The organism is Mycobacterium simulans (genome assembly GCF_900232995.1).
GTDB classification, from domain to species: domain Bacteria; phylum Actinomycetota; class Actinomycetes; order Mycobacteriales; family Mycobacteriaceae; genus Mycobacterium; species Mycobacterium simulans.
Map to the genome: position 1 here is coordinate 2,683,515 of NZ_OCVX01000003.1, position 26,108 is coordinate 2,709,622.

Here is a 26,108-nt window from a genome sequence, read left to right on the forward strand (position 1 = left end):
CGTCTGACGGTGCCGGTGAACGCTACTCGGGCGGGGGGGTGGCGACAACCTCCACCAGGTGAGGCTTGGCCGCCGCCTTGACCTGTTCGAAGAGCTCTTTGTAGTAGGGCAGGCATTCGGCCATGGCCTGCTCGGTGGTGAACAGCGGATGGTAGCCCAGGTCACGCTCTGCCTTAGCGATGGAGAAGTAGTTATCGAGGTAAATTCGTTCCACCGCAAGGGGTTCCAGTGGCGGTTTGGGCAGTCGGAACTTGAAATGCAGCCATTGCCAAACCAACATCGCGTCGCGGACTAGCCGACCCGACACCCGTACCCGCGGCCAACGTTCGCCACAGGCCGTGACGACCGGCCGAGCGAACTCGAACATGTTGATCGGCTCACCGTCGTTGATGAAGTACGCCTGCCCAGGCGCGGTGCCGCCGGGCACCAAGTGTTCGCCGGCCAGAATGAAACCGTGAATTAGGTTGTGCACGTACGAGTTGTCCAACTTGGCGTTCTTGCTGCCGACGAGAACCTTGACGTGGCCGGCTACCACGCTCTCGAACAGCTTGCGGAACATCGTCTGATCGCCACGACCCCAGATGCCGCTGGGCCGGATGGAACACGTCAGCATGCCCTCGACCCCGTTCTGTGACAGCACGAACTTCTCCGCGACCACCTTGGTTTCGGTGTAGAGGTCATTGAACCGTTCGGTATAGGGCAAAGTCTCATCTCCGCCGGAGATGGGCTGGCCGCCCATCACCACGCTGTTCGACGCCGTGTACACGAACCGCTTGGCTCCGGCCTTTTGTCCGGCGTGGACCAGGTTCTTGGTGCCCTCGACGTTGACCGCGTAGCTGCGCTGGCGGTATTCGTCGGTCACCGACGAGCCGCCCATCAGTTCGATGATCGCCGCCGTATGGATGATCGTGTCGATACCTTCCACCGCTTTGGCGCAGACGGCTGCGTCGGTGATGTCACCCTGCAACACCTGCAGTTGCGGATGCTCCGGCAGCGGCGACGGCGCTCGGTCGAAGGACCGGACTTTGTGCCCGCGTTCGAGCAAGGTGGTGACCAAATTGGCGCCGACGAAGCCTGAGCCACCGGTAACCAGCACGCTGCCGAGTTCGGTTGTCAGTGATGAATCACCCATGCGGCGAAGCATAACTAAAACGTGTTCCAGTCTGGAATAACAATTGCCGTCCGAAATCGGCAAAGGTCAGTCTTGTCCGGCCTCTCCGGCAGCCAACGCGTCGGTCACTCGCTGACGAGCGCCAGCTAAGTGCTCCTCGCACCTCTTCACGAGTTGTTCCCCTCTTTCCCAGAGTTGCAGCGACGCATCGAGATCCAGCCCGCCCTGCTCGAGAAGCCGCACGACTTCTATCAGCTCGTCGCGACAAGCTTCATAGCCGAGCTGACTAAGGGGTGTAATAGATCCGGTTTGGTCGTCGTCAGCCATCGCTGTGTCCCTCGCTCACTGCGGTCACGGCACCGTCGGCAACTCGCACCCGTAGCCGGGTTCCGGCGGGCGCTTCGTCGACCGACCGCAGCACTGCCGGCCGGGCGGTCGCCGGAACGGTCTGCACTACCGCGTAGCCGCGGGCGAGCGTGGCCGCCGGACCCAATGTGGCCAGCCTCGCGGCCAGATGGCCGACGCGTTCGGACTCGGCGGCGACCAGCCGGGTGACGTCGCGACGCAACGCCGAGCGGGCACGGTGTATTTCTTCGGCACGCACATTCAGGGCCCTCAGCGGGTCGGCCAATACCGGGCGGCTGCGTAACTGGGTCAGCGCTCGTTGCTCCCGTGTGACCCAGTTACGCAGCGCCTGGGCGCTGCGTCGGCGCAAGTCGTCGATCAGTCGCCGCTCGGCGGCGGCATCGGGGACCAGCTTCTTGGCCGCGTCGGTGGGGGTGGCCGCACGCAGATCGGCGACCAGGTCGCACAGCGGATTGTCCGGTTCGTGACCGACCGCGCTGACCACCGGCGTACGGCACGCCGCGATGGCGCGGCACAGCGTCTCGTCGGAAAACGGCAGCAGGTCTTCGACGCTGCCACCGCCACGGGCCACCACGATCACGTCGACGTCGGCGTCGCGATCGAGTTCGCGCAATGCCTCCACGATCTGCGGGACGGCGTTGGGTCCCTGCACCGCGGTGTTGCGCACCGCGAATCGCGCCGCCGGCCAGCGGGCGGCGGCCACTGTCGTCACGTCGTGTTCGGCTGCGCTTGCCCGGCCGGTGATGAGCCCAATTATGTTGGGCAGGAACGGGATCGGCCGCTTGAGTCGCGGGTCGAAGAGCCCTTCGGCGTCCAGCAGCCGGCGTAGCCGATCGATTCGGGCCAGCAGCTCGCCCACACCAACGGCACGAATTTCGCTGAGCCGCAACGAGAAGGTGCCACGTCCGGTGTAGAACGAGGGCTTGCCGCAGACCACCACTTGAGTGCCTTCGGTCAACTTCACCGGCGCGGCCAGCACTAGGTCGCGTGAACAAGTCACGGTGAGCGACATGTCGGCCGCCGGGTCACGCAGCACCATGAACACCGTGTTGGAGTTTGGCCGCATGGTGATCTGGGCCAATTGCCCCTCCACCCAGACCGTGCCCAGTTTGTCAATCCAGCCCGCGACACGGATGGCTACCGCGCGAACCGGGAACGGGTTCTCGGCCGAATTCACTTCGCGGTCGCGCGGGTGATCCTGTTGGCGAGCAGCGTCTGGAACGGGGCGCGGGCCTTAGTGGCCTGCTCATAGGCCAGCAGGGCTTCTAGATCGGCGACATCCAGCGATTGCAGCCGAGCCCGCAGCTGGGCCAGCGTCAGCGCCGAATAGTCGAGTTCGGTCGCCACCGCTGGCGCCGGAACCGTGGGGCCAGACCCCGACTTCTTCGACTTTCTGGCGGATATCGGTTTGGACGGCGGATCGGCGGGTCCAGGCTCAGACGTATCGGACACCGAGTACAGCGCGAACCGTCCCTCGGCCCGGCGATCGTTGTCGAAAGTGTCGACTCCGGGCAACGGAATCGACCCTCCTTCGATGACTTCCAGGTCCTCGTCGAAAGTTGCCCATTCGGGCTGCTCGTTCTTCGGCGGAAAGATCGCGTCCAGCGTGTTGTCGCCCTTGATCACCAGCTCAGCAAGGTTTTGCTGGAACCGCATCACGATGTGGGCCGCCTGACTGACCAGCGTCATCGGATACATCAGAATGGTTCTCGGTAGCTTCATCGTCTCCTCGACGGCGACTGTCGCCGCGCCGACAAGTAGCCGAACCCCGTACGGTGCAGTAGCCATGGGTCCAAGACTGCCTCAAGCGGCGGCTAAGTCCAAGCCGGCGGCGAAAGCTGGGCGGCTCGTGTCTTAGAAGGCCGTTAGCACGTACCCTGAATGCCATGGTTCCGACTGTCGACATGGGGCTTCCCGGTGCTTCGATATCGGGGAGATCGGTGGCCGACTCTCCAACACGTAAGCGGGTGCTCCTGGCCGAGCCGCGCGGCTATTGCGCGGGTGTGGATCGGGCGGTCGAAACCGTCGAGCGCGCGTTGGAGAAGCACGGCGCCCCTGTCTACGTGCGTCACGAGATCGTCCACAACCGCCACGTCGTTGACACCTTGGCAAAGGCCGGCGCGGTGTTCGTCGAGGAGACCGACCAGGTTCCCGAGGGAGCCATTGTGGTGTTCTCCGCGCATGGGGTCGCACCCTCGGTGTACGCCTCCGCGGCCGAACGCAACTTGCAGACCATTGACGCCACCTGCCCGCTGGTCACCAAGGTGCACAACGAGGCCAGGCGGTTCGCCCGGGACGACTTCGACATCTTGCTGATCGGTCATGAAGGTCACGAGGAGGTGATCGGGACCGCTGGGGAAGCTCCCGATCACGTGCAACTGGTCGACGGGGTGGACGCCGTCGAGAACGTGACCATTAGGGACGAGGACAAAGTGGTCTGGTTGTCACAGACCACGCTGTCTGTCGACGAGACCATGGAGATCGTCGAGCGGTTGCGTCAGCGTTTCCCGAAGCTGCAGGACCCGCCCAGCGACGACATTTGCTACGCGACCCAGAACCGGCAGGTCGCCGTCAAGGCGATGGCACCCGAGTGCGAGCTGGTCATTGTCGTCGGCTCGCGCAATTCGTCGAACTCGGTGCGGTTGGTTGAGGTGGCGCTTGGCGCCGGGTCAAAGGCCGCGCACCTGGTGGATTGCGCCGACGATATCGACCCGGCGTGGCTCGAGGGTGTCAAGACGGTCGGCGTTACATCGGGAGCGTCGGTCCCCGAAGTGCTGGTCCGCGGTGTGCTGGAACGGCTGGCCGACTGCGGCTACGACATGGTGCAACCGGTGACCACGGCCAACGAGACACTGGTGTTCGCCCTGCCCCGCGAGATCCGGCCACCCCGGTAGCGGTCAGACGTCGTATTCCCAGGATTCGGCCTGGGGCTTGCGTGGTGTCCGCGATTGACCGCGGCGATCCGCGCGCGGCTCTTGACGGTCCGCGCGCGGCTCGCTTCTGGGGGCTGACCCGCGATAGCGGACCTGCGAAATCGGGTGATGTGTCGGGTTCGCGCTGTTTGGACCGGTGGGTGCGGTGCGCCCGCGGCGAGATTCGTACGGGTGCTCGTAAGGCTCGTAGGAGGCGACGTAGCGGCGGTTGTAGGGGTGCGCCGGCCGGGACGGTTCGGGCGGCTCGTAGCCGTCGTACGGATCGAATCGGCTGCTGCGCGGCCGCTCGTAGGGACTGCGCCGCGCGTGCGGGTCGCGACGCATCTCCCGCGGCGGCTGCGCGCGCAGGTCTGGTTCACTCGGCGGCCGCGGGCGGCGCGACCGCCGAGGCGGATCGCCCGCTTCGTAATTGCGGGTGGGCGTCGCGCCTCTGCGGGTTTGTTGCCGTCTCTGCTGCCGCTGCCGCTCAGCGGTCGGTTCGCTCTGGTCTTCCAGCGGTGGCCGGGCATGCCGGGAGCGGGTGCGGGTGGGGCGCTTTGCGGACCGACCGTTACGCGGCGCCCGCTTGCTTCTCGGGGAGCGACCGATCGCGTGTGCCGGCTGTGAACCGGTCTCGTCGGCGGTCTCGTCCGAATCACGGGCCAGCAGCCCGTTCACCTTCGCGATGATGCCGCTGATGACTGACGTTCGCTCGGTGCGGCTGGCCGTGTCCTCCTTGGTGGTCGCTGCGCTGCGTTGAGTCCGGTGGTTCATCCCGAAATACCACCTGATCAGGCCGATGAGCAGGACGCCGCCGGCGGTGCCCAGCATCAACGGGAAACGCTCGATGAGCGGATAGCCGCAGTTGATCAGGAGGTCTTTGAACTTGTCGACCTTGCCCCCGTGGAACAACCAGTAGGCGCCGGGCACGGCGCAGAAAAGTATCAGGGGCGGCTGGATGACGGCGGTGAATACGCCCGACTGCCGCACCGCGAGCACCGCCGCGACGCAGCCGGCTATATAAAGGCCGGCGAAAGCGTGGGTCAGCTCCTTGTGACCCGCGTCGACGACGTACCCCACGGCTGTAGCCGTGGTGGCGATCAAAACAGCAGCCCACCACGGCACACCTGGGATATTGGGCAGGATCGAGCGATGACTTCTTTCCACCGCTACGTTCGCCGGCTCCGCTGACACATGTTGACCGTACCGGCAATGGGCCGAAAGGCTCGTATATAGCCGGACAGCCGGCGTTGGCGTGCCCCCTAGACTTGGCTCCCTGTGAGCCTGAGCCTGGGAATCGTAGGTCTGCCCAATGTCGGCAAGTCGACGTTGTTCAACGCGCTGACGCGGAACAACGTGGTGGCGGCCAACTACCCATTCGCAACGATCGAGCCGAATGAGGGTGTGGTTTCGCTGCCTGATCCGCGTCTGGGCAAGCTGGCGGAGCTGTTCGGTTCGGAGCGCATCGTGCCGGCGCCGGTGACGTTTGTGGATATCGCCGGCCTGGTCAAGGGCGCGTCCGAAGGGGCCGGCCTTGGTAACAAGTTCCTGGCCCATATCCGCGAATGCCACGCAATCTGTCAGGTGGTGCGTGTGTTTGCCGACGACGACGTGACCCACGTCTCCGGGGAGGTCGATCCCCGATCCGATATCGAGATCGTCGAGACCGAATTGATCCTGGCCGATCTGCAAACCCTGGAGCGCGCCTTGGCCAGGTTGGAGAAGGAAGCCCGCAACAACAAGGACCGCAGACCGGTCTACGAGGCGGCATTGGCCGCCCAAGAGTTGCTCGACGGCGGCAAGACGCTGTTCGCCGCGGGGGTGGACGCCGCCGTGCTGCGGGAGCTGAATCTACTGACGACGAAGCCGTTTCTCTATGTGTTCAATGCCGACGAAGCGGTGCTGACCGACGCCGCGCGAGTTGCCGAGCTCCGCGAATTGGTTGCGCCCGCGGACGCGGTGTTCCTGGACGCTGCCATTGAGTCCGAGCTTGGCGAACTCGACGACGAGTCGGCCGCGGAGCTATTGGAGTCGATCGGACAGACCGAACGGGGCCTCGATGCGTTGGCGCGGGCGGGTTTTCACACCCTCAAACTGCAGACCTTCCTTACGGCAGGTCCCAAGGAGGCGCGGGCGTGGGTGATCCACCAGGGCGACACCGCGCCGAAGGCGGCGGGGGTGATCCACACCGACTTCGAGAAGGGCTTCATCAAGGCCGAAATCGTGTCCTACGACGACCTGATTGCCGCCGGGTCCATGGCCGCCGCCAAGGCGGCCGGCAAGGTTCGGATGGAAGGCAAGGACTATGTGATGGCCGATGGTGACGTGGTCGAGTTTCGGCATGGAGCGGCGAGCAAGTCGAAGTAGGGCAGCCCACCGCCGGTGCGTGTGTTTACCGTGGCCCCGGGGAGCCGGCGCCCTCGTCGGGAATCGAATCGATTGACTGCAGATATCTACAATGCCTAACCGTATATTTATTTAGTTGCTGGATCCAATCTAGCGGGACGATATGTGCGGATCGTTTATGCAGGTGAAATGGCATTTCAGTGACCGAATGCCTCATTTCTGTGAGTTTTCTGTATACGCGGAAATCATTTCGTTTCAATAGATATGCGGTTATGTAATATTGGCTCGGTATATGTAGCCCGGGCAATTTAATCTGTTAACCGTGATAAACGCCACAAATATTGATTTCCTATGGATATTGTCGGTAGCGTCCCTGGCCATGATTGCTCTTGCGACACTGTTGACCCTTGTTAATCAGGTGGCCGGCACTCCGTATATTTCGGGTGGTGATTCTCCCGCCGGAACTGACTGTTCAGGACTCGCTTCATGGGTCGCCAATGCGGCGACCGATCGACCCGCTTTTGGGAGCCGATTTAACACCGGAAACGAGGAAGCCGCTCTGTTGGAACGCGGATTTCAGTATGGAACCGCGCCCAATGCCTTGGTGATCGGGTGGAACGGTCGCCACACAGCGGTGACCCTGCCCGACGGCACCCCGGTGTCCAGTGGTGAAGGCGGTGGCGTCCGCATCGGCGGCGGTGGTGCCTACCAGCCACAATTCACCCATCACATGTACCTGCCGATGGATCCCGAGCAGGCGGAAGGCGCTCCTCCCGCGCCGGATGCACCTGCGGTTCTAGTCGATGCGGTGGATCCCGAACCGCCGGCTCCCGCGCCCGATCAAGGCGCATTCGGCGACCCGGAAACTGCGAATACATAACAAAAAAATCTGCGGTGTAGATCACACTGATCGGTCCGGATAGCTATGGCCACGCCCGGCCCGTATTGTGCGGTATATCACAATGCGGGGCCGGGCACGGCTGATTATCTTTCGAGCGAATTTCGAAACTTAATTCGGGCGGGTTAGCGGCATTGATTGTGGACGGTAGATGCGGATTCGGTTCACGGTGGTCGACTCACAGGCCGACCACGTAATGTCGGGGCAATGATCTTCATTGTCGTCAAGTTCGAAACCAAACCCGAGTGGACTGAGCGCTGGCCTGAGTTCGTCGCCGGGTTCACCGCTGCAACTCGTGCCGAACCGGGCAACCTATGGTTCGAATGGTCGCGCAGCCTGGACAATCCGGCAGAGTACGTCCTAGTCGAAGCCTTCCGTGACAGCGATGCGGGCACCGTCCACGTCAACAGCGATCACTTCAAGCGCGCGATGCAGGAACTGCCCCAGGCGCTGGTGGCCACGCCCAAGATCATCAGCCAGACCATCAACGGGCCGGGCGCCACGGGGTGGTCGGAGATGGGGGAGATGTCGGTCGACTAACGGTTAGCCGACTGCGACCGCGATCTCGTCGCCGAGCCGATAGCCGGGTGCCAGCGGCAGCGTGTCACCGCTCCAGAACTTGCCCGGGTCAAACCAATGGGCGTCCTTGTCGGTGACAAGCAAACCCATTTCCTCGTAGGTGATCGCCACGGTCTCCGCGCAGTAGGCCGTCTCCAGCCCTATCTTTCGCTGTGCTGCCTTGCGTCGTTGCGTTTGCTCGCGAACCTTCCTGTCCACCAACGGGATTCCGCGTATCCAGTCGTTGACGGTCGGGAGCCGGCCGCGTAGCCACCGACCGGTCAGACGAACGGTGGTGGGGAATGCGGTGCCGTTCATCCGCGCGATGACCCGCAACAGCTCGTTTTCCTGTTCACGGTTGGCGTATGGCGTCAGCTGCCGCAGCCAGCACCGCTGGTGGTAGCGCTCCGTCCATTGCTGGACGACCTGCCGGGCATCGTTGAGCTGGACGCCGCGATGATTGGTTCCGGTCCACATGTCCACGAGCTTGTCGCCCAACTCGGCATGCCAGATCAGGGGTGGCAAGTCGTCGATGGCCACGGTCATACCGACATGGTTGACCGGGCTGTTCGTCAACGTCTGGATGGCGCGGTCGGGTCGTGAACGGCCGCGAAACAGCCAAAGATCGCCGGTGCGGGTTTCAGTCAGCGCATGGTCGAGGGTCAGCGTGCTCGTGTTCACCCCAGCACAATAGGCACAGATAGCCTGTGGTGATGCGCAGCATCTGGAAGTGGATCGGCCTGGCCGGCGTCGCCGGCGTCGTCGCTGGCGGCGCCCTGGTAGTGCGCGACCAACGCAAGCGACGCGCCTACACGCCCGACGAGATCCGGGCCCGGTTGCACCAGAGGCTGGCCGAATCCGACGCGGCGGGATTTCAGTCCAGGTCGGGGTCGGGCGCTTCGACGACCGAGAACAAGCGGTAGCGTCCGGAAAAGCCCTTCAATTCGACATCGCGGCCGTCGTCGAAACTGATGTCTTGAAAGTCGGGGCAGTCTGAAACGGCACACACTGCGTCTCGCACCGGCTGGCTCACCAGGATCTGGCCGCCGTCGGCCTGACCGGCCACCCGGGCGGCCATCGCGACGTTGCGGCCGAACAGATCGTCGCCGCGACGTACCGAGCGGCCCATGTGGATGCCGATCCGCACTCGGATTTGTTGGTGGCGCTTACGTTTTCCGGCTGTGCTAAGTGCATTCTGGATGTCGATGCCGCACCGCACCGCCTGCTCGGCACGGGCGAAGGCGATCATGTATCCGTCACCCTGACTCTTCACCACGTGTCCTGACTGCCGGCGTACCCGTTCCTGAATCAGCTTGTCGTGCGCGCCAATCAGCTTGACCCACGCCCGGTCGCCGATTCGCTCGTTGAGCGCGGTGGACTCTTCGATGTCACTGAACAGAATCACCACCCGCCCGTCCGGGGTGACTCGGGCCAGGTCCGGCCGTTCGACCTCGGCCCAATCGGCGAGGTCTTCAATCGAGCTGCGCACTGCAGCGCCGAAGCCCTCCTTGCGCACCAGGTTTGCCGTCTGCCACACCGTCTTGACGGCCTCACGACCGCCAGACAGCAACCAATTGCGAGCGTCGGCCCGCTGCCGCAACTCATCGGCCTCCCGGCGGCTGCGCGTCAGTTGCACCCGCAACACCACTAGTCCGGTGGCTTCGGCTACCGCTATGCCGGCCAGGATGTAAACCGCGACGTGCAGCGCGTCACCCATGCCAGACAATGTTGTCGCACCAATGCGCAATGTCTAGGGTGGGACCGGTCGCGGCGGGGAGGCAATTCTCAAGTGACGGACAGGGAGCCATGAGCAGATGCAGCTAGGGGTGATCGGTCTGGGCAGGATGGGCGCCAACATCGTGCGCCGCTTGGTCAAGGACGGGCATGAGTGTGTGGTGGATGACCACAACCCCGACGCGGTCAAGGCGATGGCGGGGGAGGACCGGACCACCGGAGTGTCGTCCCTGGCCGAGTTGGCCGCGAAGCTGGCCACGCCCCGAGTCGTCTGGGTGATGGTTCCCGCGGGCAACATCACCACTTCGGTGATCGAGGAGCTGGCCCGGACACTGGAATCCGGCGATATCGTCATCGACGGCGGCAACTCCTACTACCGCGACGACGTCCGACATGCAAAGACTTTGTCCGAAAACGGAATTCGCTTGCTTGACTGCGGTACCAGCGGCGGCGTGTGGGGCCGCGAGCGTGGCTACTGCCTGATGATCGGCGGTGATTCGGATGCGTTTGACCACGCCGAGCCGATCTTTGCCACCGTCGCACCCGGCGTGGCGGCAGCACCGCGTACCCCGGGTCGTGAGGGCGAAGTCGCGCAACCGGAGAAGGGCTACCTGCATTGCGGTCCGTCCGGGGCGGGGCACTTCGTCAAGATGGTGCACAACGGAATTGAGTACGGGATGATGGCTTCCCTCGCCGAGGGACTGAACATTCTGCGTAACGCCGACGTGGGCACCCGAGTCGAGCAGGGAGATGCCGAAACCGCGCCGCTATCGAATCCCGAGTTCTACCAATACAACTTCGACATCCCGGACATCGCCGAGGTGTGGCGACGGGGCAGCGTTATCGGTTCCTGGCTGCTGGACCTGACCGCGATTGCGTTGCACGAATCGCCCGAGTTGAAGGAGTTTTCCGGGCGGGTTTCCGATTCCGGGGAGGGCCGGTGGACGGCAATCGCCGCGATCGACGAGGGAGTTCCAGCGCCGGTGTTAACGACCGCGCTGCAGGCTCGCTTCGCGTCGCGTGACCTCGATGACTTCGCAAATAAGGCGTTGTCGGCGATGCGTAAGCAGTTCGGCGGTCACGCGGAGAAACCGGCCAACTAGTGGTGATCGCAAGCGCGGCGTAGCCGGGCGCAGCGGGTCGCCACCGTTGAACTTGTCTGCAAACTTAATTCACCCCGATGAGACCCGATAGTGCACTGATGTTGGGCAAGATTACACGATAAATGGTGGCTTCAGCTTCAATAAACAATGCCAGCGAGATTAGCGCCGTGCTCGCCGCGAGTGGATAACCGATCGCGTTGACAAGCCCGTACGGATTACCGTTGACCGCTTCCGAGATTCCGTCTAAGAAAAGGTTGAAATTATATGATGGAATAGTAACCGCGATCGCCAGAGCGATATCTGCTGATGGCTCGATAAAGGCAATACTATTCGTGGCGATAATAGTGAAAGCATCGACAATTTCAGTGTTCGCCACCTGAAGACTGTCGATAACATTGTCGGCGATTGACTGGACGGTCGTGGTGCCGAGTAAATCAGGTGTGTCGACATTCTTGATTGTGTCCGCCGCAGTTGTAACTAACGAGTTCAGAGCGGTGGCCGGGCTGAAAGACATTCCACCGGTCAATCCCGACGGGTCTAAACGCCATAGATCCCACGGTGACAGGCTGGGAACCATCGCCGCTAGGTCGGCGCTTGCCTGGCTGATGCCTTGCTGGGTTCCGGCTGCCAGGGCGTCAAGAACCTCAATCGGAGAGACCTCCGGAAACACTCCGAACCCGGTGGGTACGTTGGCCGGCCCGGTCGAGTAGCCGTAATCGGGGTCGCCATAGCCCAGGTTGACGATCACCCTCGCGTTCGGCTCAATGAGACTGGCCAGCGGGGCTCCGACGACCGGGATCGCGCGTAGCGGCGCCAACAGCGGCAGATGCTCGGTAGGAATCATGTAGTAAGTAGTGAGAGTGTCTCCCTCCGTCGGCAGCTGGACGGCCGACTCGACCAGCCCACTACTGAAGTCCGGGTAATGGCCGTGCTCGGTGGCGATACCCATAAGGGCATTGAGCGTCGAGACGATATTGAGCGGATATCGCGGGAAGTCGGCATAGCCGTCGTATTCCTTCGAATATATCGTCGTTGGGTAAACATCGTGGGGCGTTGCCCCGCTAAATGTTATACCTAGACTTGGCAGACGCAGACCGTCGAAGCGCGAGAAGAGCCCGCCGTTCGGGTTATTAGGATCACCGACCAGCACAAAAGAGAGTTGGTCGATGCTCGGCCGTTCACCGGCGGGCAGGGCCGCGAGTTGTCTCATTTCCAGCGATGCTATGGTGGCGCTTTGAGAATAACCGAAAACGACGACATCGCTATGTGCGATTTGCTGTTTTATCGCATTATCCAATATCGCGACACCCTCGGCTACCGAGACGTCGAAAGTCATGTTAAAGATTCCCGAAGTTGGAAACAAATTCTCGGGGGTGTAAAGGGCTTGCGGGACGGCCCCTGGATGATGCGGCCGGATATAGAGGGTGTCAACGGCGTTGACGAAGGTAGTGGAAGGCAAGGGCACGTCGCTAGGACCCATGACCAACGCGGTTGTCGTCGCGGCTGCGGATGCCGCCTGCCTGACCGTTGAAGTCAACGTGCTGGTGGTAGCGGCCGTCCTGTTGCTGATCAGGGCGGCGCGCGCAAGGGCTGCATTGACGGCCTCAGTGCTCGCGTATGCAGTCCCAGCGCCGCTCAACACGCGCACGAACTCGTCATGAAACGCTGCCGTTTGGGCGCTGACCGCCTGAAACTGCCGGCCCTGCTCGGAAAAAAGAACCGCGACGGCACGCGACACTTCATCGGCGGCCATCTGCATCACGTCGGTTGTTCGGTCCGCAGCCACCGCACCGGCCGCCCTGATCGCCGAGCCAATCCCCTCGACGTCGGCGGCAACCGCCGCTATCGTCGCTGGGCTGGCATTCACATAGGTCACCGACCGCAACTTTCTGGCATCTGTACCATGACAGCGCTGACGTTTCGCGCGGGTTGTTCGAGGCTGTTATATCGGGATTTGCTTTCCCGGGGGCCGGTTTTAGCGCGATTGAGTCGTGTTGTCACCAATAGGAAGCTGGAAGCCGATCATTACGGAATCAGGGCCGTAGACCGCGCTCGACGAACGCGACCACGGCTTCACTGAATGCGTCGTTGTCGTCGCCCGCCGCGGTGTGTCCTGCGTTGGACAGTTCGACGAACTCCGCGCGCGGCACGGTGGCCAGGAAATGTTGTACACCTTCGTGGCTGACGACGTCGGACAGCTTTCCGCGGATCAACAGGACCGGGATCGTCAAGCTACTGGCGGCATGCTCGAAACTTTCGGTGCGCAACTCGGGGTCGTCCCCGGGCTTGGTCATGAACGCCGGATCCCAGTGCCAATACCAGCGTCCGTCGCGCAGGCGCAGGTTCTTCTTGAGCCCCTCGGGGCTGCGTGGCTTGGTCCGATGCGGCAGGTAGGCGGCAACGGCATCGGCGGCCTGCTCCAGCGACTCGAACCCGTCGATGTTGGAGAACATGAAATCGCGGATCCGGGCGCTGCCGCTCTTCTCGAATTGAGGTACCACGTCGACGAGCACTAGCTGGGTCACTCTCTCGGAGCCGGCTCGGTGTGCGACAAGGATGCCGGTCAACCCGCCCATGCTGGCTCCGATGATCAGCACCGGGCGGCCGATCGCGTCGAGGACGTGCATGACGTCGGCGGTCAGCGTCTCGACGTCGTAATCGGCGTCGGGCGCGCGATCGCTGTCCCCGTGACCCCGGGAGTCCAAGGCCACGACGTGAAACCCATCGTCGGCCAGAATCTGACCGGTATTCTTCCAGGAGAATCGGTTCTGACCGCCGCCATGCAACATCAGGATCGTGGGTCGATCGGCCGCCCGATTGGCCAGCAGGGACGAGCCGCGGTTCCACTCGTCGGCGACGAGGGTGATCCCACCGGCACCGGAAAACTCAACCGTCTGGGGGCCGCTGCTCGCCGCGCTCATGGTTCGACGTTACCTAGCTTGTTTAACGGTTGGTTCGGCCCCCTTCGCCCGCGCGGTGCTGGCAGCGTCGGTGAGTTCTCGTCGCCGCCGGGGTCTATCGATACGAACACCCCGACAACCAGGAGGCGAAATGTCCCCGTTCAGGCCATCGATCACGCCCTCGCTTTGGTTCGACCACAACCTGGAAGAAGCGGCGCAGTTCTACACCTCGGTGTTCCCGAACTCGCATATCGAGGGTTTCACCCGCTACACCGATGCCGGACCGGGCGAACCGGGTTCGGTGGTGAGCGGCACCTTCGTGCTCGATGGCACCCGGTTCATCGGGATCAACGGCGGCCCGGAGTTTTCGTTCACCGAGGCGGTGTCCTTCACGGTCCATTGCAAAGACCAAGACGAGGTTGACTACTACTGGGACCGATTGGTCGACGGCGGGCAGGAATCGCAGTGCGGCTGGCTGAAGGATCGCTTCGGCCTGAGCTGGCAAATTATCCCGGAGCGGCTCTACGAGTTGATCAGCGATCCAGATCCTGCCCGGGCTGCGGCTGCGACTCAGGCGATGCTCGGCATGCGCAAGATCGTGATTGCCGAGCTCGAACAGGCGGTGACGGTGTGAGTCCCGGCACGGTCAAGCAATAGCTTCGGGCAGCACGCGCAACGGGCGGAGCTCGAGCCGGGACTCCGAAGTCGTCAGGCCCCGTGCTCCCATGTGCGCCAGCGGCATCCCGCCCAACAGCCCTCCTGAGTTTTGGCCGCCCAAAGCATCGACGGCCGCACCCACAGCGGTGCCCGGTAAGGGCGCTGCCGCTGCATCGCTGATCGCGGGTGCCGCGCTCGCCCAGGCTTTGGGTACCGATAACGCCCCGACCGTCGCTGCCTTGCCGAGGCCGGCCGTCACCGCGCCGGCCAGGGTTGCCGGAGCCCCCACCGCCGAAGTAACCGCCTGCCCGGCCGACGTCGCGATCTGGCTCCCGATCGCGGCCGCCGCTGGGAAAAGACCTTTGATGGTCGACATCATCGACATCCCTAATCCGGCGACGGCCGTGGAAGCAAAAAAGGGCGTGCCGAAGATGCTCATAACGGTCTGCAGGTCTGTCACCCACTCTGGAAGCACGGTCGACGTCACCGGATTGACCACGATCCCTGCCAATGCGGAGGGCACCGCGGAGGTTAGCTGTGACAGTGCAGTGATGATGTCGGTCGCCACGGAGTTGCCGGCGGCTTGGGCGACGGCTTGGGCCTGGCTGGCCAGCCCGACCGGGCTCGCCGCTTGCGGCGGCTCGGTGAATGGGGTCATCGTGGTCGCGGCCGCAGAGCTGGCGGCGTAGCTGTACATTGCCGCCGCGTCCTGGGCCCACATTTCGCCGTATTGAGCTTCGGTGGCGGCGATCGCGGGGCTGTTTTGACCCAGGAAGTTGGTGGCGACCAGCGCCATCAACTGGGCTCGGTTGGCCGCGATCAGCGCCGGCGGCACCGTCATCGCATACGCCGCCTCGTAGGCCGCCGCGCCCGCCTTCGCTTGGCCGGCAGCCTGTTCGGCCTGGGCGGCGGTGGCGTGGAGCCACGTCACATACGGTGCGGCGGCGGCCGCCATCGTTGTGGCTGCGGGGCCTAGCCACGCCACGCTGATAAGTCCGGAGAGCATCGATTCGACCGAGACCGCCGTCGAGTTCAGGTCGGCGGCAAGTGCGTCCCACGCGGTCGCCGCGCTGAGCATGGAACCCGCGCCGGGTCCGGTGTACATCCGGGCGGAGTTGACTTCTGGTGGCAAAGCGGCGAACAACATCGCTCTTGGTCCTCCCTCTAATCCCTGGTAAATAGCCTGCCGCGCCGGCGGGCCGACGTCTGTCGACCGAGTGGGCACACCTGGGATGAACGCCATGTCCCCCGATCGACGGTTTTCTTGTCCCCCTGATTGCCGGTTACGTTGGACCGGGCGGACTGCACGTGGCGAACAGGAGTGAAGATGTCGCAACCACGCTGGATCGACGTGAAAGCTGCCAACGGTGACCTGAAGGCCCTGACGTGGGGGCCGGCCGATGCGCCAATCGCGTTGTGTCTGCATGGATTTCCAGACACTGCCTATGGCTGGCGCAAGATCGCTCCTCAGCTGGCCGAGCAGGGCTGGCGGGTCGTGGCCCCGTTCATGCGGGGATATGCACCGTCCTCGATTCCGGCGGACGGCAGCTATCACGTGGGTGCGCTGATGGACGACGCCTTGCGGGTGCGTTCGGTTGCCGGTGGCTCCGAACGTGACGTGGTGATCGGTCACGACTGGGGCGCCATTGCCGCCACCGGCCTGGCCGCAATGTCGGACAGCCCATTCGCCAAGGCCGTAGTCATGTCGGTGCCGCCGGCTGCGGCATTCCGCCCGCTGGGCCGGGTGCCCGACCGCGCCCGGTTGCTCCGCGAGCTGCCGCGTCAGATGCTGCGTAGCTGGTATATCAGCTACTTCCAGCTGCCTTGGTTGCCGGAACGGTCGGCTTCCTGGGTGGTGCCCCTGTTGTGGCGACGGTGGTCGCCGGGTTATCACGCGGAGGAAGATCTGCGCCACGTCGATGCTGCGATCGGAACACCGGAGAGCTCGCGTGCAGCGCTTGGCCCGTACCGCGCCACGATACGCAACACCCGCCCACCGGCGCGGTACGCCGAATTGAACCGGCTGTGGACCGAGGCCCCCAGGCTGCCGACCCTATACCTTCACGGTCTCGACGACGGTTGTGCCGCACCGGCTTTCACACACTGGACGGAAAGAGTGCTGCCCGCCGGCAGCGAGGTGGCCCTCGTCGAGTACGCCGGACATTTCCTGCAGCTGGAACAGCCGGACCGGGTTGCCGAGTTGGTACTGGCATTCATTGGCTCGCCCGGGTGATGCATCGGTTGGCAGCCGTCGACGCGCAGTTCTATTGGATGTCGGCCAAGATCCCCAACGATCAGTTCCTGCTCTATGCGTTCGACGGCGAACCCACGGATCTCGGGTGGGCGATCGAACAGGTGTGCCGCCGTGCCAGGGCATGCCCAGACCTCAGCATCCGGGTTGACGACGGATGCGCGCTGACCTACCCGCAATGGGTGCCCGCCGCCATAGGACCCGAATACGTGGTCTGCCACGGCCCGCTCGATGGCACCTGGCGCGGTTGTTTGGGTGCCGTCGTTGGTCTGGCCGGCGAGCAGTTGGATGCTCGCGTGATGCCTTGGCGGCTACACGTGTTCGCTCCGGTGCTTGGCATTCCAAGCATTCACGGCCCAGGTAGCGTTGCGGTCATGCAGGTCGCGCACGCGCTGGGTGACGGCGTTCGGGCTTCGGCGTTGGCGGCCTGGCTGTTTGGACGTGCGACCCCGGTGCCGTCGGTTGTCCGCCGGCGAGCGGGCTTCCTGCCGTTGCGGGCCGTGGATGCGGCACGCACCCACCGGCAGCTGGTTCGTGATACCCAGGCCGGACTGCTGGCGCCGGGGCTGGGATCGCGACCGTTGCAGGCAACGAATGCCCGACCCGAAGGCCCCCGCGCGGTGCGCACCCTGGTGCGGGATCGCTCGCGACTGCCGGGTCCCACGGTCACGGTCGGCGTGCTGGCCGCGGTGTCCACCGCGCTGTCAGAGTTTCTCGGTGGAGCCGTCGATTCGCTGGGCGCCGAGGTGCCGATGGCGAAACCCGGTGTGCGGCAAGCGAATAATCACTTCGGCAACGTCGTCGTCGGGCTGTACCCAAACCTTCGGCGCGAGGACCGGGTGCAGCGAATCGTTGCCGATCTAACCAACGCCCGCCGGCGCTTCGAGCATCCGGCGATACGCTCCGCCGACCGGGCCTTCGCAACGGTTCCCGCGGCGCTGCTGCGTTGGGGCGTTTCGCATTTCGATTCCGATGCCCGGCCGGCACAGGTGACCGGGAACACGGTGGTTTCCAGTGTTAATCGCGGCGGCGCCGACCTGCGGTTGGGCGATGCTCCAGTGGTGCTAACGGCCGGGTATCCCGCCTTGTCGCCCGCGATGAGCCTGACCCACGGGGTGCACGGCATCGGCGATACCGTCGCGGTCAGTGTCCACGCTGCCGAATCGGTGGGCGACGTCGACGCGTATGTCGAGTTACTCGACGCCGCTCTATAACGAAACCTACTGAGCATCACCGGATCTGGCTGCTTGTTCCCTAGTCATGCCCGCAGCCAGGATCAGTTCCTCATGCAGTTCGAACCACACGGTGTGGTACGAGTCGATTAGCGGCCGGGTGAGCCAGGCAATGTCGCCGGCGTTGACTTTGTCCAGCGCCGCAAGCAGTTTCGCTGAGTAAGCGTTCAACCGCGGCAGCTGCGTCGCGGCCGCTTCGATGATCGGTACCACCCGTTGGTGCACACCGTCGAGCCGGGCCAATACCGCCGCATCGTATTCAGCGTCTTCGTGGGTGTTGGGCTGGCCGCCGGCTCCGCCCTTAAGCTGCCAGTCCGTGACCAGACTCTTGAATTCGCCATTAACGGAACGGAACTCGTCGTAGGCGGCGGTCATCGCGGCCGAGTCGATGCCCTTGCGCTCTTCGGCAAGCAACGCGTTGAGTCTTTCACGCCCGCTGGCGCTGATCCGCAGTGTTGTGCCCGCGACCAGGAGACCGGCCGCGCTGAGCTGCTCGACGGTGTCGGCGATAGCAGCACGTTCGCGACCCAGCGTCGTGGCCAGATCGGCGGGACTTACCCGCCCCTTCAGCCGCACTGCTTGAAGTATCGCCAATTCGCTCACCGGGCAACCTCGTTCGCCAGTCGCAGGGCGGTCAGCATGGTATTCAACGGCGTGGCCGAAATTACGTCGGTATGCCCGGCGGCCAATGCGGCCCGCACCGCAGCGTCGGACTGATCATCCAGCTTCGGGTAATCCCCAGTGGTGTGTGCGCGCAGTGGGCTGATTCGTTGCGCGATATCGGCAAGCTCACGCAGCTCCGGCGTATCACTTTCTGACCATGCCGTCAGGGTCAGCTTGCCTTCGCGCACTTCGCCTTCATATCCGTCGACGGTGATCTGCTTGCCGGCAAGCGACGCCGCGACTCCGTGACCGCAGCCCACCACAGCCACTCGGCCGAGTTCGCGGCTGACCACCGCCGCGTGGCTGGCGGCCCCGCCGACCTCAGTCACAATTCCGTGCGCGGACAGCATGCCCAGGACGTCTTCGGGCCGAGTGTGGTTGCGCACCAGGATGACCCGCTCGCCACGGTCGGCGGCGTCCAGCGCCTGGTCCACGTCGGTGTACGCCGTTCCGGCTGCCACGCCCGGGCAGGCCGGCACGCCTTTGGCCAAAAGTTTTGCAGCCAACCGTGTTTCCGGCTGTAGTGCGGGTAGCAGTAAAGCCTCGACATGTGCTGGGGTCACCCGGCGCAGCGTCTCGGTGTCATCGATGAGGCGCTCGTCCCGCAGCTGCAGCGCCAATCGCACCGCGGCCTGCGCCGACCGCTCGGCCGCTCGGGTTTGCAGCAGCCACAGCTTGCCATCTTCGATGGTGAACTCGATCTCTTGAACGTCTGAGGCCAGTCGCTCCAAGTTACGGGCGGCGTCCATCAACTCGTGGTAAACGGCCGGCTGTTCACGGCTCAGGGCGGCGATGGGTTCGACATCGACCAAACCCGACACCACGTCGTCGCCTTGGCCGCCGGGCAGCCATTCGCCGAACGGTTCGCGGGAGCCGGTTATCGGGTTGCGCGACGACAACACCCCAGCACCCGAGTTTTTCGCTTGATTGCCGAACACCATCGCCTGCACGACCACCGCAGTACCGCTCTGGTCGGTAAGACCGTAGTGGCGGCGATAGGCAATGGCGCGTGGTGAGTTCCAGGAGGCGAACACGGCCTCAATGCCGGCGCGTAGTTGGGCGTACGGGTCGTCAGGGGGCTCGGAGTCTGCAACAATCCGCCGGTACAAACGGTCAAACCGCCGCCGCGTGTCACGTGCGAAATCAGGCGAGCCGTACGTGGCCAAGGCGCGTTCGACCTCGTCGTTCATGCCCAGATCCAGGATCGTGTCCATCATCCCGGGCATCGACTGCGTGGCACCTGAGCGCACGCTGACCAGCAACGGACGCGGGCCCCTGCCATAGGTGCGCGAGGTCTCGGCCTCCAGCCAGCTCATCCGGTCGAGCACGTCGGCCCAAATCGCGTCCATCGTCGGTTGGGGATCGGTGAGGTCCCGCAGACCCACCCTGGTAGTAATGCAGAACGCGGGCGGTACCGGCAGTTGGTGCCGGCGCATCGCATCGATCCCGTGGCCCTTGTTGCCAAGGATTTCTCGCGGGTGGTTGGCGCTGCCGTCCAGCAACACCACGTAGTGTCCGGCGGGCGTTGCGCCGTTGCCTCGTGTCAAACGAGTCGTGGTACACCCCCTTGTAGCGCCGGAACGCCCGCTATGTTCCCACACGGATCGACGGACTCAGCGAATGATCTAGGTTGGCAATTATGACTCCCTACGACGTCGGGTTACTGATCCTGCGGCTGGTGCTGGGCCTGACTCTGGCCGCGCATGGGTTGAACAAGTTCTTCGGAGGCGGCCGGATACCTGGGACCGCGCGCTGGTTCGAGAGCATCGGCATGAAGCCAGGTACGTTTCACGCCGCAGTAGCGGCCAGCACCGAGACGGCGGCCGGGTTGGGTCTGGCGGCCGGGCTGCTCACCCCGATTCCGGCGGCGGGCTTTGTCTCGCTGATGGTCGTCGCGGCGTGGACCGTACACCGCCCTAACGGCTTCTTCATCGTCAAGGAGGGCTGGGAGTACAACCTGGTTCTGGCTGTCAGCGCCGTCGCCGTGGCCACACTGGGCGCCGGAAAGCTCAGCCTGGATTGGCTGATCTTCGGCAAGAACTGGTTCGACGGCTGGCAGGGTTTGCTGATCTCGCTAGGCCTGGGCCTAACGGGGGCCATCGGCCAGTTGCTGATTTTCTACCGCCCGCCCGCCAAACAGGCGGGATGACGACAGCGTCACCCGAAGCCGACTAGTGATCCTTCTGAGAAATAGGGCCCAGCGTTAGGCGTAAGCGACGAATAGCCGGCGTCGACAATCGGCTGCAGCACCGAGTTGAGGTGATTGACGATTGGCTGTGGGACACCGATCTGCTGCAGCGGCAACAACATCGGCAGAGTCGGTGAGGGCATCATGTATGTCGTGACCGTACCGCCCAAGGAGTTGGTGACACTGGACAGCTCGACCGCGTCTGACAGCGATGCCAGTGCTGCGGGGTCGTGGTAGTAGAGCGCCCCGAACAGCGAGTTCGTCACCGCCAGAAGATTCCAGGGTCGGTCAGGCGGATCCGCCCAGAAGTCGTACTGGCCAAACACGACGCTGACGTCGTACTGGGTGGTAGGTAGATCCTGGACCGTGTAGTTGAGCAGGGGAACGGTCATCCCCTTCGGGAGGTAGATGTCCGCCAGGCCGAGTTCGGGGCTGGAGAAAATGGCGAACTGCAAGGCATTCGCCGGCGGAGCGGTCGGGAGGCTCGCCAGGTAAGCCAACTCGCGGTTGATGACGATGGTTCCCTGCGACAGCCCGGCCACGTACACCGGTGAACCGTTGCCGTTGGCAACCGCGTTCATGATCTGGTCATTGAGTGCCCATTGTCCCATCGCGATGGCTTCGTTGGCACCAGGAGCGGCCAGGCTGCCGCTTAGGATGCCAACACTGGCCGGGTAGTTGACAACCTGAGCCGTGCTATCGGGGAACCAGTTCTGCCCGATGGCATGGTTGAGTAAGTCGTAGCCCTGCAGGATTGACACGGAGGCTGGCCCAGGGATACCGCCTTGTAGGTAGTGCTGTCCGAGATAGGGCAGCTGCGTGAGGAAGCTCGGATGATAGAGGGGTCCTGCACCCGGGACCGTAATCCTCGCGCTGGCCGCCTGGTATGTAATGCCAGGGGTCGTCGCGTTGGCGTCGTTGCCGATCGGCGGGCACCCCAACAGTGTCCGGGCCGGCGCGTTGACCGCGCTCCACAGAGTTTGTTCCGCGTTGGCGATCTCGGTGGTCAGATATGCGTTTGCGGTAGCCGCCAAGCTGAGCACGAACCGCTCACCAAAAAGCGTCGCTTGCGTGCTGACCGTCTGATACTCCAGGCCGTGCACGCTGAACAGCGCCGCAATGCCCGCTGACACCTCGTCGGCGCCCGCGGTCAGCAGCGACGTGGTCGAGCTAGCAGCTGCCGCGTTCGCCGCGCTGACCGCCGACGCCATTGCGGCCAAATCATCAGCAGCGCTTCCCAAAAAGTTAGGCATTGCCACGACATACGACATAGGCGCCTCCAGTGGCTGTGAGGTTACTCGCAGCCGCGCCGTTACGGGTCGTCATCGTCTTCTTCCACCAAGAGCTTGTCCGGGTGGTGGAAGGTATTCGTTCGTGGTTGTCCGTGGTCGAGGTGGGGTGGCGGAATCCATTCGGTGTCGCCGTTGGCGTTTTTGCGGGTGGTCCAACCCGTTTCGGCCAGTGGGTGATGGCTGCCGCAGGCGAAGGTGAGGGCGTTGACGTCGGTGGTACCGCACTGCGCGTAGGGGGTGCAGTGGTGCACCTCGCAGTAGTAGCCCGGCACGTCGCAGCCCGGTGCCGTGCAGCCACGTTCCTTGGTGTACAAGACAATTCGCTGCCCCGGTGAGGCCAGCCGCTTCGTGTGATACAACGCGATCGCTTTGCCCATGTCGAAGATGGCCAGATAGTGGCTGGCGTGGCGGCCGAGGCGGATCACATCCGACATGGGCAGTATGGTGCCGCCGCCGGTCAGGCCCCGGCCGGCGGCTTTTTCCAGCTCTTGCAGCGTGGTAGTCACCATGATCGACACCGGCAACCCGTTGTGCTGACCCAGCTCCCCTGAGGCCAGCAACCCGCGCAACCCGGCCAGCAGGCCGTCATGCTGACGTTGGGCCTGGCTGCAGGTGTCGCGGCGCACCGCCTCCGGCGACGCTTCCCCGCCCACCGTCGGAATCTCATCTGCCGGGTTACACATGCCCGGGGCGGCCAGCTTGGCCAACACAGCTTCCAGGCTGGCCCTCAGCTCGGGGGTGATCATGCCGCTGATGCGTGACATGCCGTCGAATTGTTGGTTGCCGATGCTGATCCCGCGTTGGCGGGCCCGGTCCTGGTCGGTGTAGGTGCCGTCGGGGTTGAGGCAGTCCATGACCTTGTGGGCGTATTTGGCCACCTGGTCGGGACGGTATTGGGTGGCTTGGTGGGCCAGGTCGGCTTCGGCGGCTTCGCGGGTGAATAGGTCCACCGCGGCGGGCAGCTTCTTGAAGAACGTGCGGATCTCGCGCACGTGCCCGTCGCCGATGAGGCCCTCGCGTTGGGCGGCCGCGGTCACGGCTAATTGGGGAGCCAACGGCTCACCGGTCAAGGCGCGACGCTCACCGAGATCCTCGGCTTCGGCGATGCGCCGGTTGGCTTCGGCCCGCGTGATACGCAGCCGATTGGCCACCGCCGCGGACAGCCGACCACCCAGCTCTTCCTCGCTGGCCTGCTCGGCGAGTTGATTGATCAACGCGTGCCCGGGCACCGGCAACCGCCGCGCCACTCGCTCCAGGGCTCGGAACCGCTCCGGGGTTGTCAACGCATCAAACGTCAAGCCGCACAAGCGGTCCAGCTCGGCATCGAGCGCATCGAAGACCTCAACGATCTCCTCACGCGCGCTCGAACCCATACCCAAATGCTATGAACACCCACCGACAACAATGCCTAGGTTGAGACGGGTGAAACCAGAGTGACACAAGGGATTTCAGCCGGCGAGCTCCGGCTGCGCTTCGAGGGCGGCACGAGTCGCGATCCGCCCCGCCTCCAACGCGGCGTCGATCATCTTGAAGTCCAACAGGCCGATCGCCGAAATGTCGGGCTCGATAATGCCTGCGATTCGGGGAAGCTCACCCAAATCCACTTTGGATGAGGCGAGTTCAGCGGTACGAAGCATGGTCTCCTGCAACGGCGGGAGGGCGACATCGGTTCCCGTCACCAGGCGCCGAACCATGGCGGGCGGCTGAAGGGCCGACGGCAGCAGACCGAAATGATTTGACGGCACGAAAGGGTTGCGCAGATCGACACAGATCACTTCGCCATCGCGGTCTGCGCACATCACATCGGCCGGAAGATTGTTCAACAGCCCTCCGTCGATGAGAACCCGGTCGCCCACCTGTACCGGTGGAATGAGCCCCGGGATCGAGATCGAGGCCCGCACCGCCAGGGCCAGGGGCCCACGCCGATGGATGATCTGCTCACCGGTGATCATGTCGGTAGAGATGGAGAAAAACCCTTTCGGCGCATGCTCAATCAGCTTGCTACCGAAGAATTCTCCGACCAGACGGCTGACCCGTCCACCCCGGGTGAGTGCCACCGCGGGCAGCGTGTAGTCGCCGAGCGGACTGGTGTATGCCATGTACTTGCGCGCCGCGGCCGTCGCCTCGAGCGGGTCCAGTCCCAGCGCGAAGATTGCGGCGGCGATAGCACCGGCACTGGTCCCGCCAAACCGATCGATCACGACGCCGGCGCGCGTGAGTTCTTCGTAGACCCCGAAGTGCGCCAACCCCCTGGCACCGCCACCCGCCAGCACCAGACCGAGCGACCGGCCGGCGATCCGGCGCGCCAGAGCCGCGAGGCCGCCGTCGTCGGCGGCGTGATGCGAGGTCGGCTGCAGCAGATCCCACCAACTCGGGTCCGGTTCAGTCATGGTGACCAGGTGGACGGGCACCTCAATTGCAGGGCGTTCCAACGATTTCCGCGGATGGTGCCGATCCACCAGGACCACAAGTCGGTCGCTTTGGGCGATCACATATTGGCGCCACAGATCGCCTGAGCCGCGATCGGCGACCAGCAACACCCAATCGTTGCCGCGCTCCGCGCCGTCCAGCTTCTCGCTGAAGGCGTCGACAAGTTGGTCGTATTCGTCGACGCCAGCGGTGGTCTCAGCGGACGGCGCTAGCACCGCCGTCTTCCCGTATGAGCCCAGACGCGCTGCGACTGCGTCGACGATCGGGGCCGCGTGGGCATCCCCAGTCGACAGGATGCCCACCACCCTGCGGGCCCGAGAGACGTTCACAGATCGGGATTCGCGAAGCATCCTCGCCATCGCCCGCAGCATCGCCGACTGCAGTTGCGGAGTCGTCTCCAATACCGCGGTGAACGTCTCCGCGGCGATCCGGCACACCACGCCGTCGCGCAGGGCCCGCACCGAAGCCGAGCGCGGTTCGCCGGAGATCACGCCCAGGTCGCCGATGGAATCACCGCAAGCCATCTCACGAATCACCTGTCCGTCGGCACTGATTGCGGCGAATCGCCCCGTGTCGATTACGTAGATGGCGTCCGACGGGTCGCCCAGGCGAAACAGCCATTCGTTGGCGCGGATGTGCTGGCGTTCGATGGCGTTCGACAGTCGATCGAGTTGTTGATCGTCGATCTCGGCAAGTATCGGAACGCGGCGCAAGGCGCTTCGCGCATCAGCCGCAAGACCCTGGCGGTTAGCGCTCATTGTCAGGAGCTTATCTGCCCGGCAGGTGCTAGGAAAGGTCGTTGCGGATATTGCGAATCATGTTGGCGCCGACAGCAACCCAATTAGATAACGCGCGGCGGGAAAATGCGTACCGCGAATAGAGGAATGCGGGGGGATCAGCGAATCACGCAGGTTGGTGATCCGCGATCCCGAGATCTCGGGAACCCATCTGGAAACCCACTTTTCCAAACATCCGCTACGGCACCATCCCGGTCAGCCCGTCCGCGCCGAGCAGCAGCCCGCCCGTGCCGCCAGCGCCGGCCTTGCCGGCGGCCGCGCCGGTCCCGCCGTTGCCGCCGTTGCCGCCGTTGCCGATGAGCACGGCGGTGCCACCCAGCCCGCCGTCACCGCCGGTGGCAGTCCCCGCGCCGCCGTTGCCGCCGTTGCCGCCATTGCCGAACACCCCGGGCTTGCCGCCGCCCCCGCCGGCGCCACCCGTGGTGCCACCAGCGCCGCCGGCACCACCGGCGCCGCCGGAGCCGTTGAGCATGCCGGCGTTGCCGCCTGCCCCGCCGGCACCGCCAGTAACGTTGCCGAACCCGCCGGCACCTCCGGTGCCGCCGGAGCCGGACAGCAGACCGGCGGTGCCCCCGGCCCCGCCGACCCCCCCGTTCCCACCCCGGCTGGTCCCCCCCGGGCCGCCCGCCCCGCCCGCGGCAGCCAGGGCGGGGGTGGCGGCGGTGCCCGC

25 protein-coding genes and 1 pseudogene are annotated in these 26,108 nt (G+C 64.3%); 10 read left to right on the forward strand and 16 right to left on the reverse strand.

Annotation, left to right across the window (positions count from 1 at the left end; all coding sequences use genetic code 11):
• Nucleotides 1-22 precede the first annotated feature (22 nt).
• Genes MSIMFI_RS12985 through MSIMFI_RS13000 form a run of 4 tightly spaced genes read right to left on the reverse strand, consistent with a single transcriptional unit; the run spans nt 23 to nt 3,265 of the window.
• The gene (locus MSIMFI_RS12985) at nt 23-1,144 is read right to left on the reverse strand and encodes a 3-beta-hydroxysteroid dehydrogenase (protein ID WP_191497507.1); all 1,122 of its coding nucleotides are present in this window, start codon (nt 1,142-1,144) and stop codon (nt 23-25) included.
• Nucleotides 1,145-1,198: 54 nt separating this feature from the next.
• Nucleotides 1,199-1,438 (reverse strand): exodeoxyribonuclease VII small subunit, encoded by a 240-nt coding sequence (locus tag MSIMFI_RS12990; protein WP_191497508.1) that lies wholly within the window; start codon nt 1,436-1,438, stop codon nt 1,199-1,201.
• Nucleotides 1,431-2,654, reverse strand: a complete 1,224-nt coding sequence (xseA, locus tag MSIMFI_RS12995; RefSeq protein WP_191497509.1) for an exodeoxyribonuclease VII large subunit — start codon at nt 2,652-2,654, stop codon at nt 1,431-1,433. Before xseA ends, MSIMFI_RS12990 begins: the two co-directional genes overlap by 8 nt.
• Entirely contained in the window at nt 2,651-3,265 is a 615-nt protein-coding gene (locus MSIMFI_RS13000; RefSeq protein WP_191497510.1) for a lipid droplet-associated protein, read from the reverse strand. Before MSIMFI_RS13000 ends, xseA begins: the two co-directional genes overlap by 4 nt.
• A gap of 98 nt (nt 3,266-3,363) precedes the next feature.
• On the opposite strand from MSIMFI_RS13000, the gene MSIMFI_RS13005 reads away from it, so the two are divergent.
• Entirely contained in the window at nt 3,364-4,371 is a 1,008-nt protein-coding gene (locus tag MSIMFI_RS13005; protein ID WP_191497511.1) for a 4-hydroxy-3-methylbut-2-enyl diphosphate reductase, read from the forward strand.
• Nucleotides 4,372-4,374: 3 nt separating this feature from the next.
• Here MSIMFI_RS13005 and MSIMFI_RS13010 read toward each other — a convergent pair whose 3' ends face one another.
• On the reverse strand, nt 4,375-5,583 hold the full coding sequence (locus MSIMFI_RS13010) for a DUF6542 domain-containing protein (RefSeq protein ID WP_191497512.1): 1,209 nt from the start codon (nt 5,581-5,583) through the stop codon (nt 4,375-4,377).
• Between the two features lie 84 nt (nt 5,584-5,667).
• On the opposite strand from MSIMFI_RS13010, the gene ychF reads away from it, so the two are divergent.
• The 3 genes from ychF to MSIMFI_RS13025 all read left to right on the forward strand — a co-directional run bounded on the left by ychF (nt 5,668) and on the right by MSIMFI_RS13025 (nt 8,173).
• Nucleotides 5,668-6,756, forward strand: a complete 1,089-nt coding sequence (gene ychF / locus MSIMFI_RS13015) for a redox-regulated ATPase YchF (protein WP_191497513.1) — start codon at nt 5,668-5,670, stop codon at nt 6,754-6,756.
• Between the two features lie 301 nt (nt 6,757-7,057).
• Nucleotides 7,058-7,615, forward strand: a complete 558-nt coding sequence (locus MSIMFI_RS13020) for a C40 family peptidase (protein ID WP_224770176.1) — start codon at nt 7,058-7,060, stop codon at nt 7,613-7,615.
• A gap of 225 nt (nt 7,616-7,840) precedes the next feature.
• Nucleotides 7,841-8,173, forward strand: coding sequence for a putative quinol monooxygenase (locus tag MSIMFI_RS13025; protein ID WP_191497515.1), 333 nt, complete (start codon nt 7,841-7,843; stop codon nt 8,171-8,173).
• 3 nt (nt 8,174-8,176) lie between these two features.
• On the opposite strand, the gene MSIMFI_RS13030 is transcribed toward MSIMFI_RS13025, so the two are convergent.
• Nucleotides 8,177-8,872, reverse strand: coding sequence for a guanylate cyclase (locus MSIMFI_RS13030; protein ID WP_191497516.1), 696 nt, complete (start codon nt 8,870-8,872; stop codon nt 8,177-8,179).
• Nucleotides 8,873-8,904: 32 nt separating this feature from the next.
• Between MSIMFI_RS13030 and MSIMFI_RS13035 the strand changes: the two genes are divergently transcribed.
• Nucleotides 8,905-9,114: a hypothetical protein gene (locus MSIMFI_RS13035; protein ID WP_186244261.1), complete on the forward strand. Its 210-nt coding sequence runs from the start codon at nt 8,905-8,907 to the stop codon at nt 9,112-9,114.
• On the opposite strand, the gene MSIMFI_RS13040 is transcribed toward MSIMFI_RS13035, so the two are convergent.
• Nucleotides 9,066-9,917, reverse strand: a complete 852-nt coding sequence (locus MSIMFI_RS13040; protein ID WP_191497517.1) for an adenylate/guanylate cyclase domain-containing protein — start codon at nt 9,915-9,917, stop codon at nt 9,066-9,068. The two genes, MSIMFI_RS13035 and MSIMFI_RS13040, sit on opposite strands and share 49 nt — an antisense overlap.
• Nucleotides 9,918-10,005: 88 nt before the next feature.
• Between MSIMFI_RS13040 and gnd the strand changes: the two genes are divergently transcribed.
• Nucleotides 10,006-11,028, forward strand: coding sequence for a phosphogluconate dehydrogenase (NAD(+)-dependent, decarboxylating) (gene gnd / locus MSIMFI_RS13045; protein WP_191497518.1), 1,023 nt, complete (start codon nt 10,006-10,008; stop codon nt 11,026-11,028).
• Nucleotides 11,029-11,092: 64 nt separating this feature from the next.
• Here the strand turns inward: gnd and MSIMFI_RS13050 are convergent, their stop codons facing one another.
• Together MSIMFI_RS13050 and MSIMFI_RS13055 are read right to left on the reverse strand one after the other, a co-directional pair.
• Nucleotides 11,093-12,904 (reverse strand): PE family protein, encoded by a 1,812-nt coding sequence (locus tag MSIMFI_RS13050; RefSeq protein WP_191497519.1) that lies wholly within the window; start codon nt 12,902-12,904, stop codon nt 11,093-11,095.
• A gap of 157 nt (nt 12,905-13,061) precedes the next feature.
• Nucleotides 13,062-13,949 (reverse strand): alpha/beta fold hydrolase, encoded by an 888-nt coding sequence (locus MSIMFI_RS13055; RefSeq protein WP_186244257.1) that lies wholly within the window; start codon nt 13,947-13,949, stop codon nt 13,062-13,064.
• 130 nt (nt 13,950-14,079) lie between these two features.
• Between MSIMFI_RS13055 and MSIMFI_RS13060 the strand changes: the two genes are divergently transcribed.
• Nucleotides 14,080-14,562, forward strand: a complete 483-nt coding sequence (locus MSIMFI_RS13060; RefSeq protein WP_191497520.1) for a VOC family protein — start codon at nt 14,080-14,082, stop codon at nt 14,560-14,562.
• A 12-nt stretch (nt 14,563-14,574) separates the two neighbouring features.
• Here the strand turns inward: MSIMFI_RS13060 and MSIMFI_RS13065 are convergent, their stop codons facing one another.
• On the reverse strand, nt 14,575-15,732 hold the full coding sequence (locus MSIMFI_RS13065) for a PPE family protein (protein ID WP_186244255.1): 1,158 nt from the start codon (nt 15,730-15,732) through the stop codon (nt 14,575-14,577).
• Between the two features lie 180 nt (nt 15,733-15,912).
• Between MSIMFI_RS13065 and MSIMFI_RS13070 the strand changes: the two genes are divergently transcribed.
• Together MSIMFI_RS13070 and MSIMFI_RS13075 are read left to right on the forward strand one after the other, a co-directional pair.
• Nucleotides 15,913-16,818, forward strand: coding sequence for an alpha/beta fold hydrolase (locus MSIMFI_RS13070; protein ID WP_191497521.1), 906 nt, complete (start codon nt 15,913-15,915; stop codon nt 16,816-16,818).
• Nucleotides 16,818-18,050: a WS/DGAT domain-containing protein gene (locus tag MSIMFI_RS13075; RefSeq protein ID WP_191498172.1), complete on the forward strand. Its 1,233-nt coding sequence runs from the start codon at nt 16,818-16,820 to the stop codon at nt 18,048-18,050. Before MSIMFI_RS13070 ends, MSIMFI_RS13075 begins: the two co-directional genes overlap by 1 nt.
• Nucleotides 18,051-18,056: 6 nt before the next feature.
• Here MSIMFI_RS13075 and MSIMFI_RS13080 read toward each other — a convergent pair whose 3' ends face one another.
• A complete protein-coding gene (locus MSIMFI_RS13080) occupies nt 18,057-18,671 on the reverse strand; it encodes a MarR family transcriptional regulator (RefSeq protein WP_191497522.1) in 615 nt (204 codons plus the stop codon).
• Nucleotides 18,668-20,278 carry a pyruvate, phosphate dikinase gene (locus tag MSIMFI_RS13085; RefSeq protein ID WP_263597370.1) on the reverse strand — a complete coding sequence of 537 codons (1,611 nt, stop codon included), beginning with the start codon at nt 20,276-20,278 and terminating at the stop codon, nt 18,668-18,670. Before MSIMFI_RS13085 ends, MSIMFI_RS13080 begins: the two co-directional genes overlap by 4 nt.
• Nucleotides 20,279-20,370: 92 nt before the next feature.
• Here MSIMFI_RS13085 and MSIMFI_RS13090 point away from each other — a divergent pair, with 92 nt between their 5' ends.
• Nucleotides 20,371-20,880, forward strand: coding sequence for a DoxX family protein (locus tag MSIMFI_RS13090; protein ID WP_191497523.1), 510 nt, complete (start codon nt 20,371-20,373; stop codon nt 20,878-20,880).
• An 8-nt stretch (nt 20,881-20,888) separates the two neighbouring features.
• On the opposite strand, the gene MSIMFI_RS13095 is transcribed toward MSIMFI_RS13090, so the two are convergent.
• From MSIMFI_RS13095 to MSIMFI_RS28095, 4 genes and pseudogenes are all read right to left on the reverse strand, one after another.
• On the reverse strand, nt 20,889-22,190 hold the full coding sequence (locus tag MSIMFI_RS13095; protein WP_191497524.1) for a PE-PPE domain-containing protein: 1,302 nt from the start codon (nt 22,188-22,190) through the stop codon (nt 20,889-20,891).
• A gap of 41 nt (nt 22,191-22,231) precedes the next feature.
• On the reverse strand, nt 22,232-23,584 hold the full coding sequence (locus MSIMFI_RS13100; RefSeq protein ID WP_191497525.1) for an HNH endonuclease signature motif containing protein: 1,353 nt from the start codon (nt 23,582-23,584) through the stop codon (nt 22,232-22,234).
• Between the two features lie 75 nt (nt 23,585-23,659).
• Nucleotides 23,660-25,399: a patatin-like phospholipase family protein gene (locus MSIMFI_RS13105; protein WP_191497526.1), complete on the reverse strand. Its 1,740-nt coding sequence runs from the start codon at nt 25,397-25,399 to the stop codon at nt 23,660-23,662.
• A gap of 259 nt (nt 25,400-25,658) precedes the next feature.
• Nucleotides 25,659-26,108: pseudogene (locus MSIMFI_RS28095) on the reverse strand (PE family protein); the annotation flags it as partial.

What these genes read in the sequence shown, in the direction of transcription:
- MSIMFI_RS12990 (WP_191497508.1), bottom strand. Translation starts at nt 1,438, where the DNA reads ATGGCTGACGACGACCAAACCGGATCTATTACACCCCTTAGTCAGCTC.
- MSIMFI_RS12985 (WP_191497507.1), bottom strand. Translation starts at nt 1,144, where the DNA reads ATGCTTCGCCGCATGGGTGATTCATCACTGACAACCGAACTCGGCAGC.
- MSIMFI_RS13105 (WP_191497526.1), bottom strand. Translation starts at nt 25,399, where the DNA reads ATGAGCGCTAACCGCCAGGGTCTTGCGGCTGATGCGCGAAGCGCCTTG.
- MSIMFI_RS13095 (WP_191497524.1), bottom strand. Translation starts at nt 22,190, where the DNA reads ATGTCGTATGTCGTGGCAATGCCTAACTTTTTGGGAAGCGCTGCTGAT.
- gnd (WP_191497518.1), top strand. Translation starts at nt 10,006, where the DNA reads ATGCAGCTAGGGGTGATCGGTCTGGGCAGGATGGGCGCCAACATCGTG.
- MSIMFI_RS13065 (WP_186244255.1), bottom strand. Translation starts at nt 15,732, where the DNA reads ATGTTGTTCGCCGCTTTGCCACCAGAAGTCAACTCCGCCCGGATGTAC.
- MSIMFI_RS13100 (WP_191497525.1), bottom strand. Translation starts at nt 23,584, where the DNA reads ATGGGTTCGAGCGCGCGTGAGGAGATCGTTGAGGTCTTCGATGCGCTC.
- MSIMFI_RS13090 (WP_191497523.1), top strand. Translation starts at nt 20,371, where the DNA reads ATGACTCCCTACGACGTCGGGTTACTGATCCTGCGGCTGGTGCTGGGC.
- MSIMFI_RS13005 (WP_191497511.1), top strand. Translation starts at nt 3,364, where the DNA reads ATGGTTCCGACTGTCGACATGGGGCTTCCCGGTGCTTCGATATCGGGG.
- MSIMFI_RS13055 (WP_186244257.1), bottom strand. Translation starts at nt 13,949, where the DNA reads ATGAGCGCGGCGAGCAGCGGCCCCCAGACGGTTGAGTTTTCCGGTGCC.
- MSIMFI_RS13070 (WP_191497521.1), top strand. Translation starts at nt 15,913, where the DNA reads ATGTCGCAACCACGCTGGATCGACGTGAAAGCTGCCAACGGTGACCTG.
- MSIMFI_RS13035 (WP_186244261.1), top strand. Translation starts at nt 8,905, where the DNA reads ATGCGCAGCATCTGGAAGTGGATCGGCCTGGCCGGCGTCGCCGGCGTC.
- MSIMFI_RS13075 (WP_191498172.1), top strand. Translation starts at nt 16,818, where the DNA reads ATGCATCGGTTGGCAGCCGTCGACGCGCAGTTCTATTGGATGTCGGCC.
- MSIMFI_RS13000 (WP_191497510.1), bottom strand. Translation starts at nt 3,265, where the DNA reads ATGGCTACTGCACCGTACGGGGTTCGGCTACTTGTCGGCGCGGCGACA.
- MSIMFI_RS13060 (WP_191497520.1), top strand. Translation starts at nt 14,080, where the DNA reads ATGTCCCCGTTCAGGCCATCGATCACGCCCTCGCTTTGGTTCGACCAC.
- MSIMFI_RS13025 (WP_191497515.1), top strand. Translation starts at nt 7,841, where the DNA reads ATGATCTTCATTGTCGTCAAGTTCGAAACCAAACCCGAGTGGACTGAG.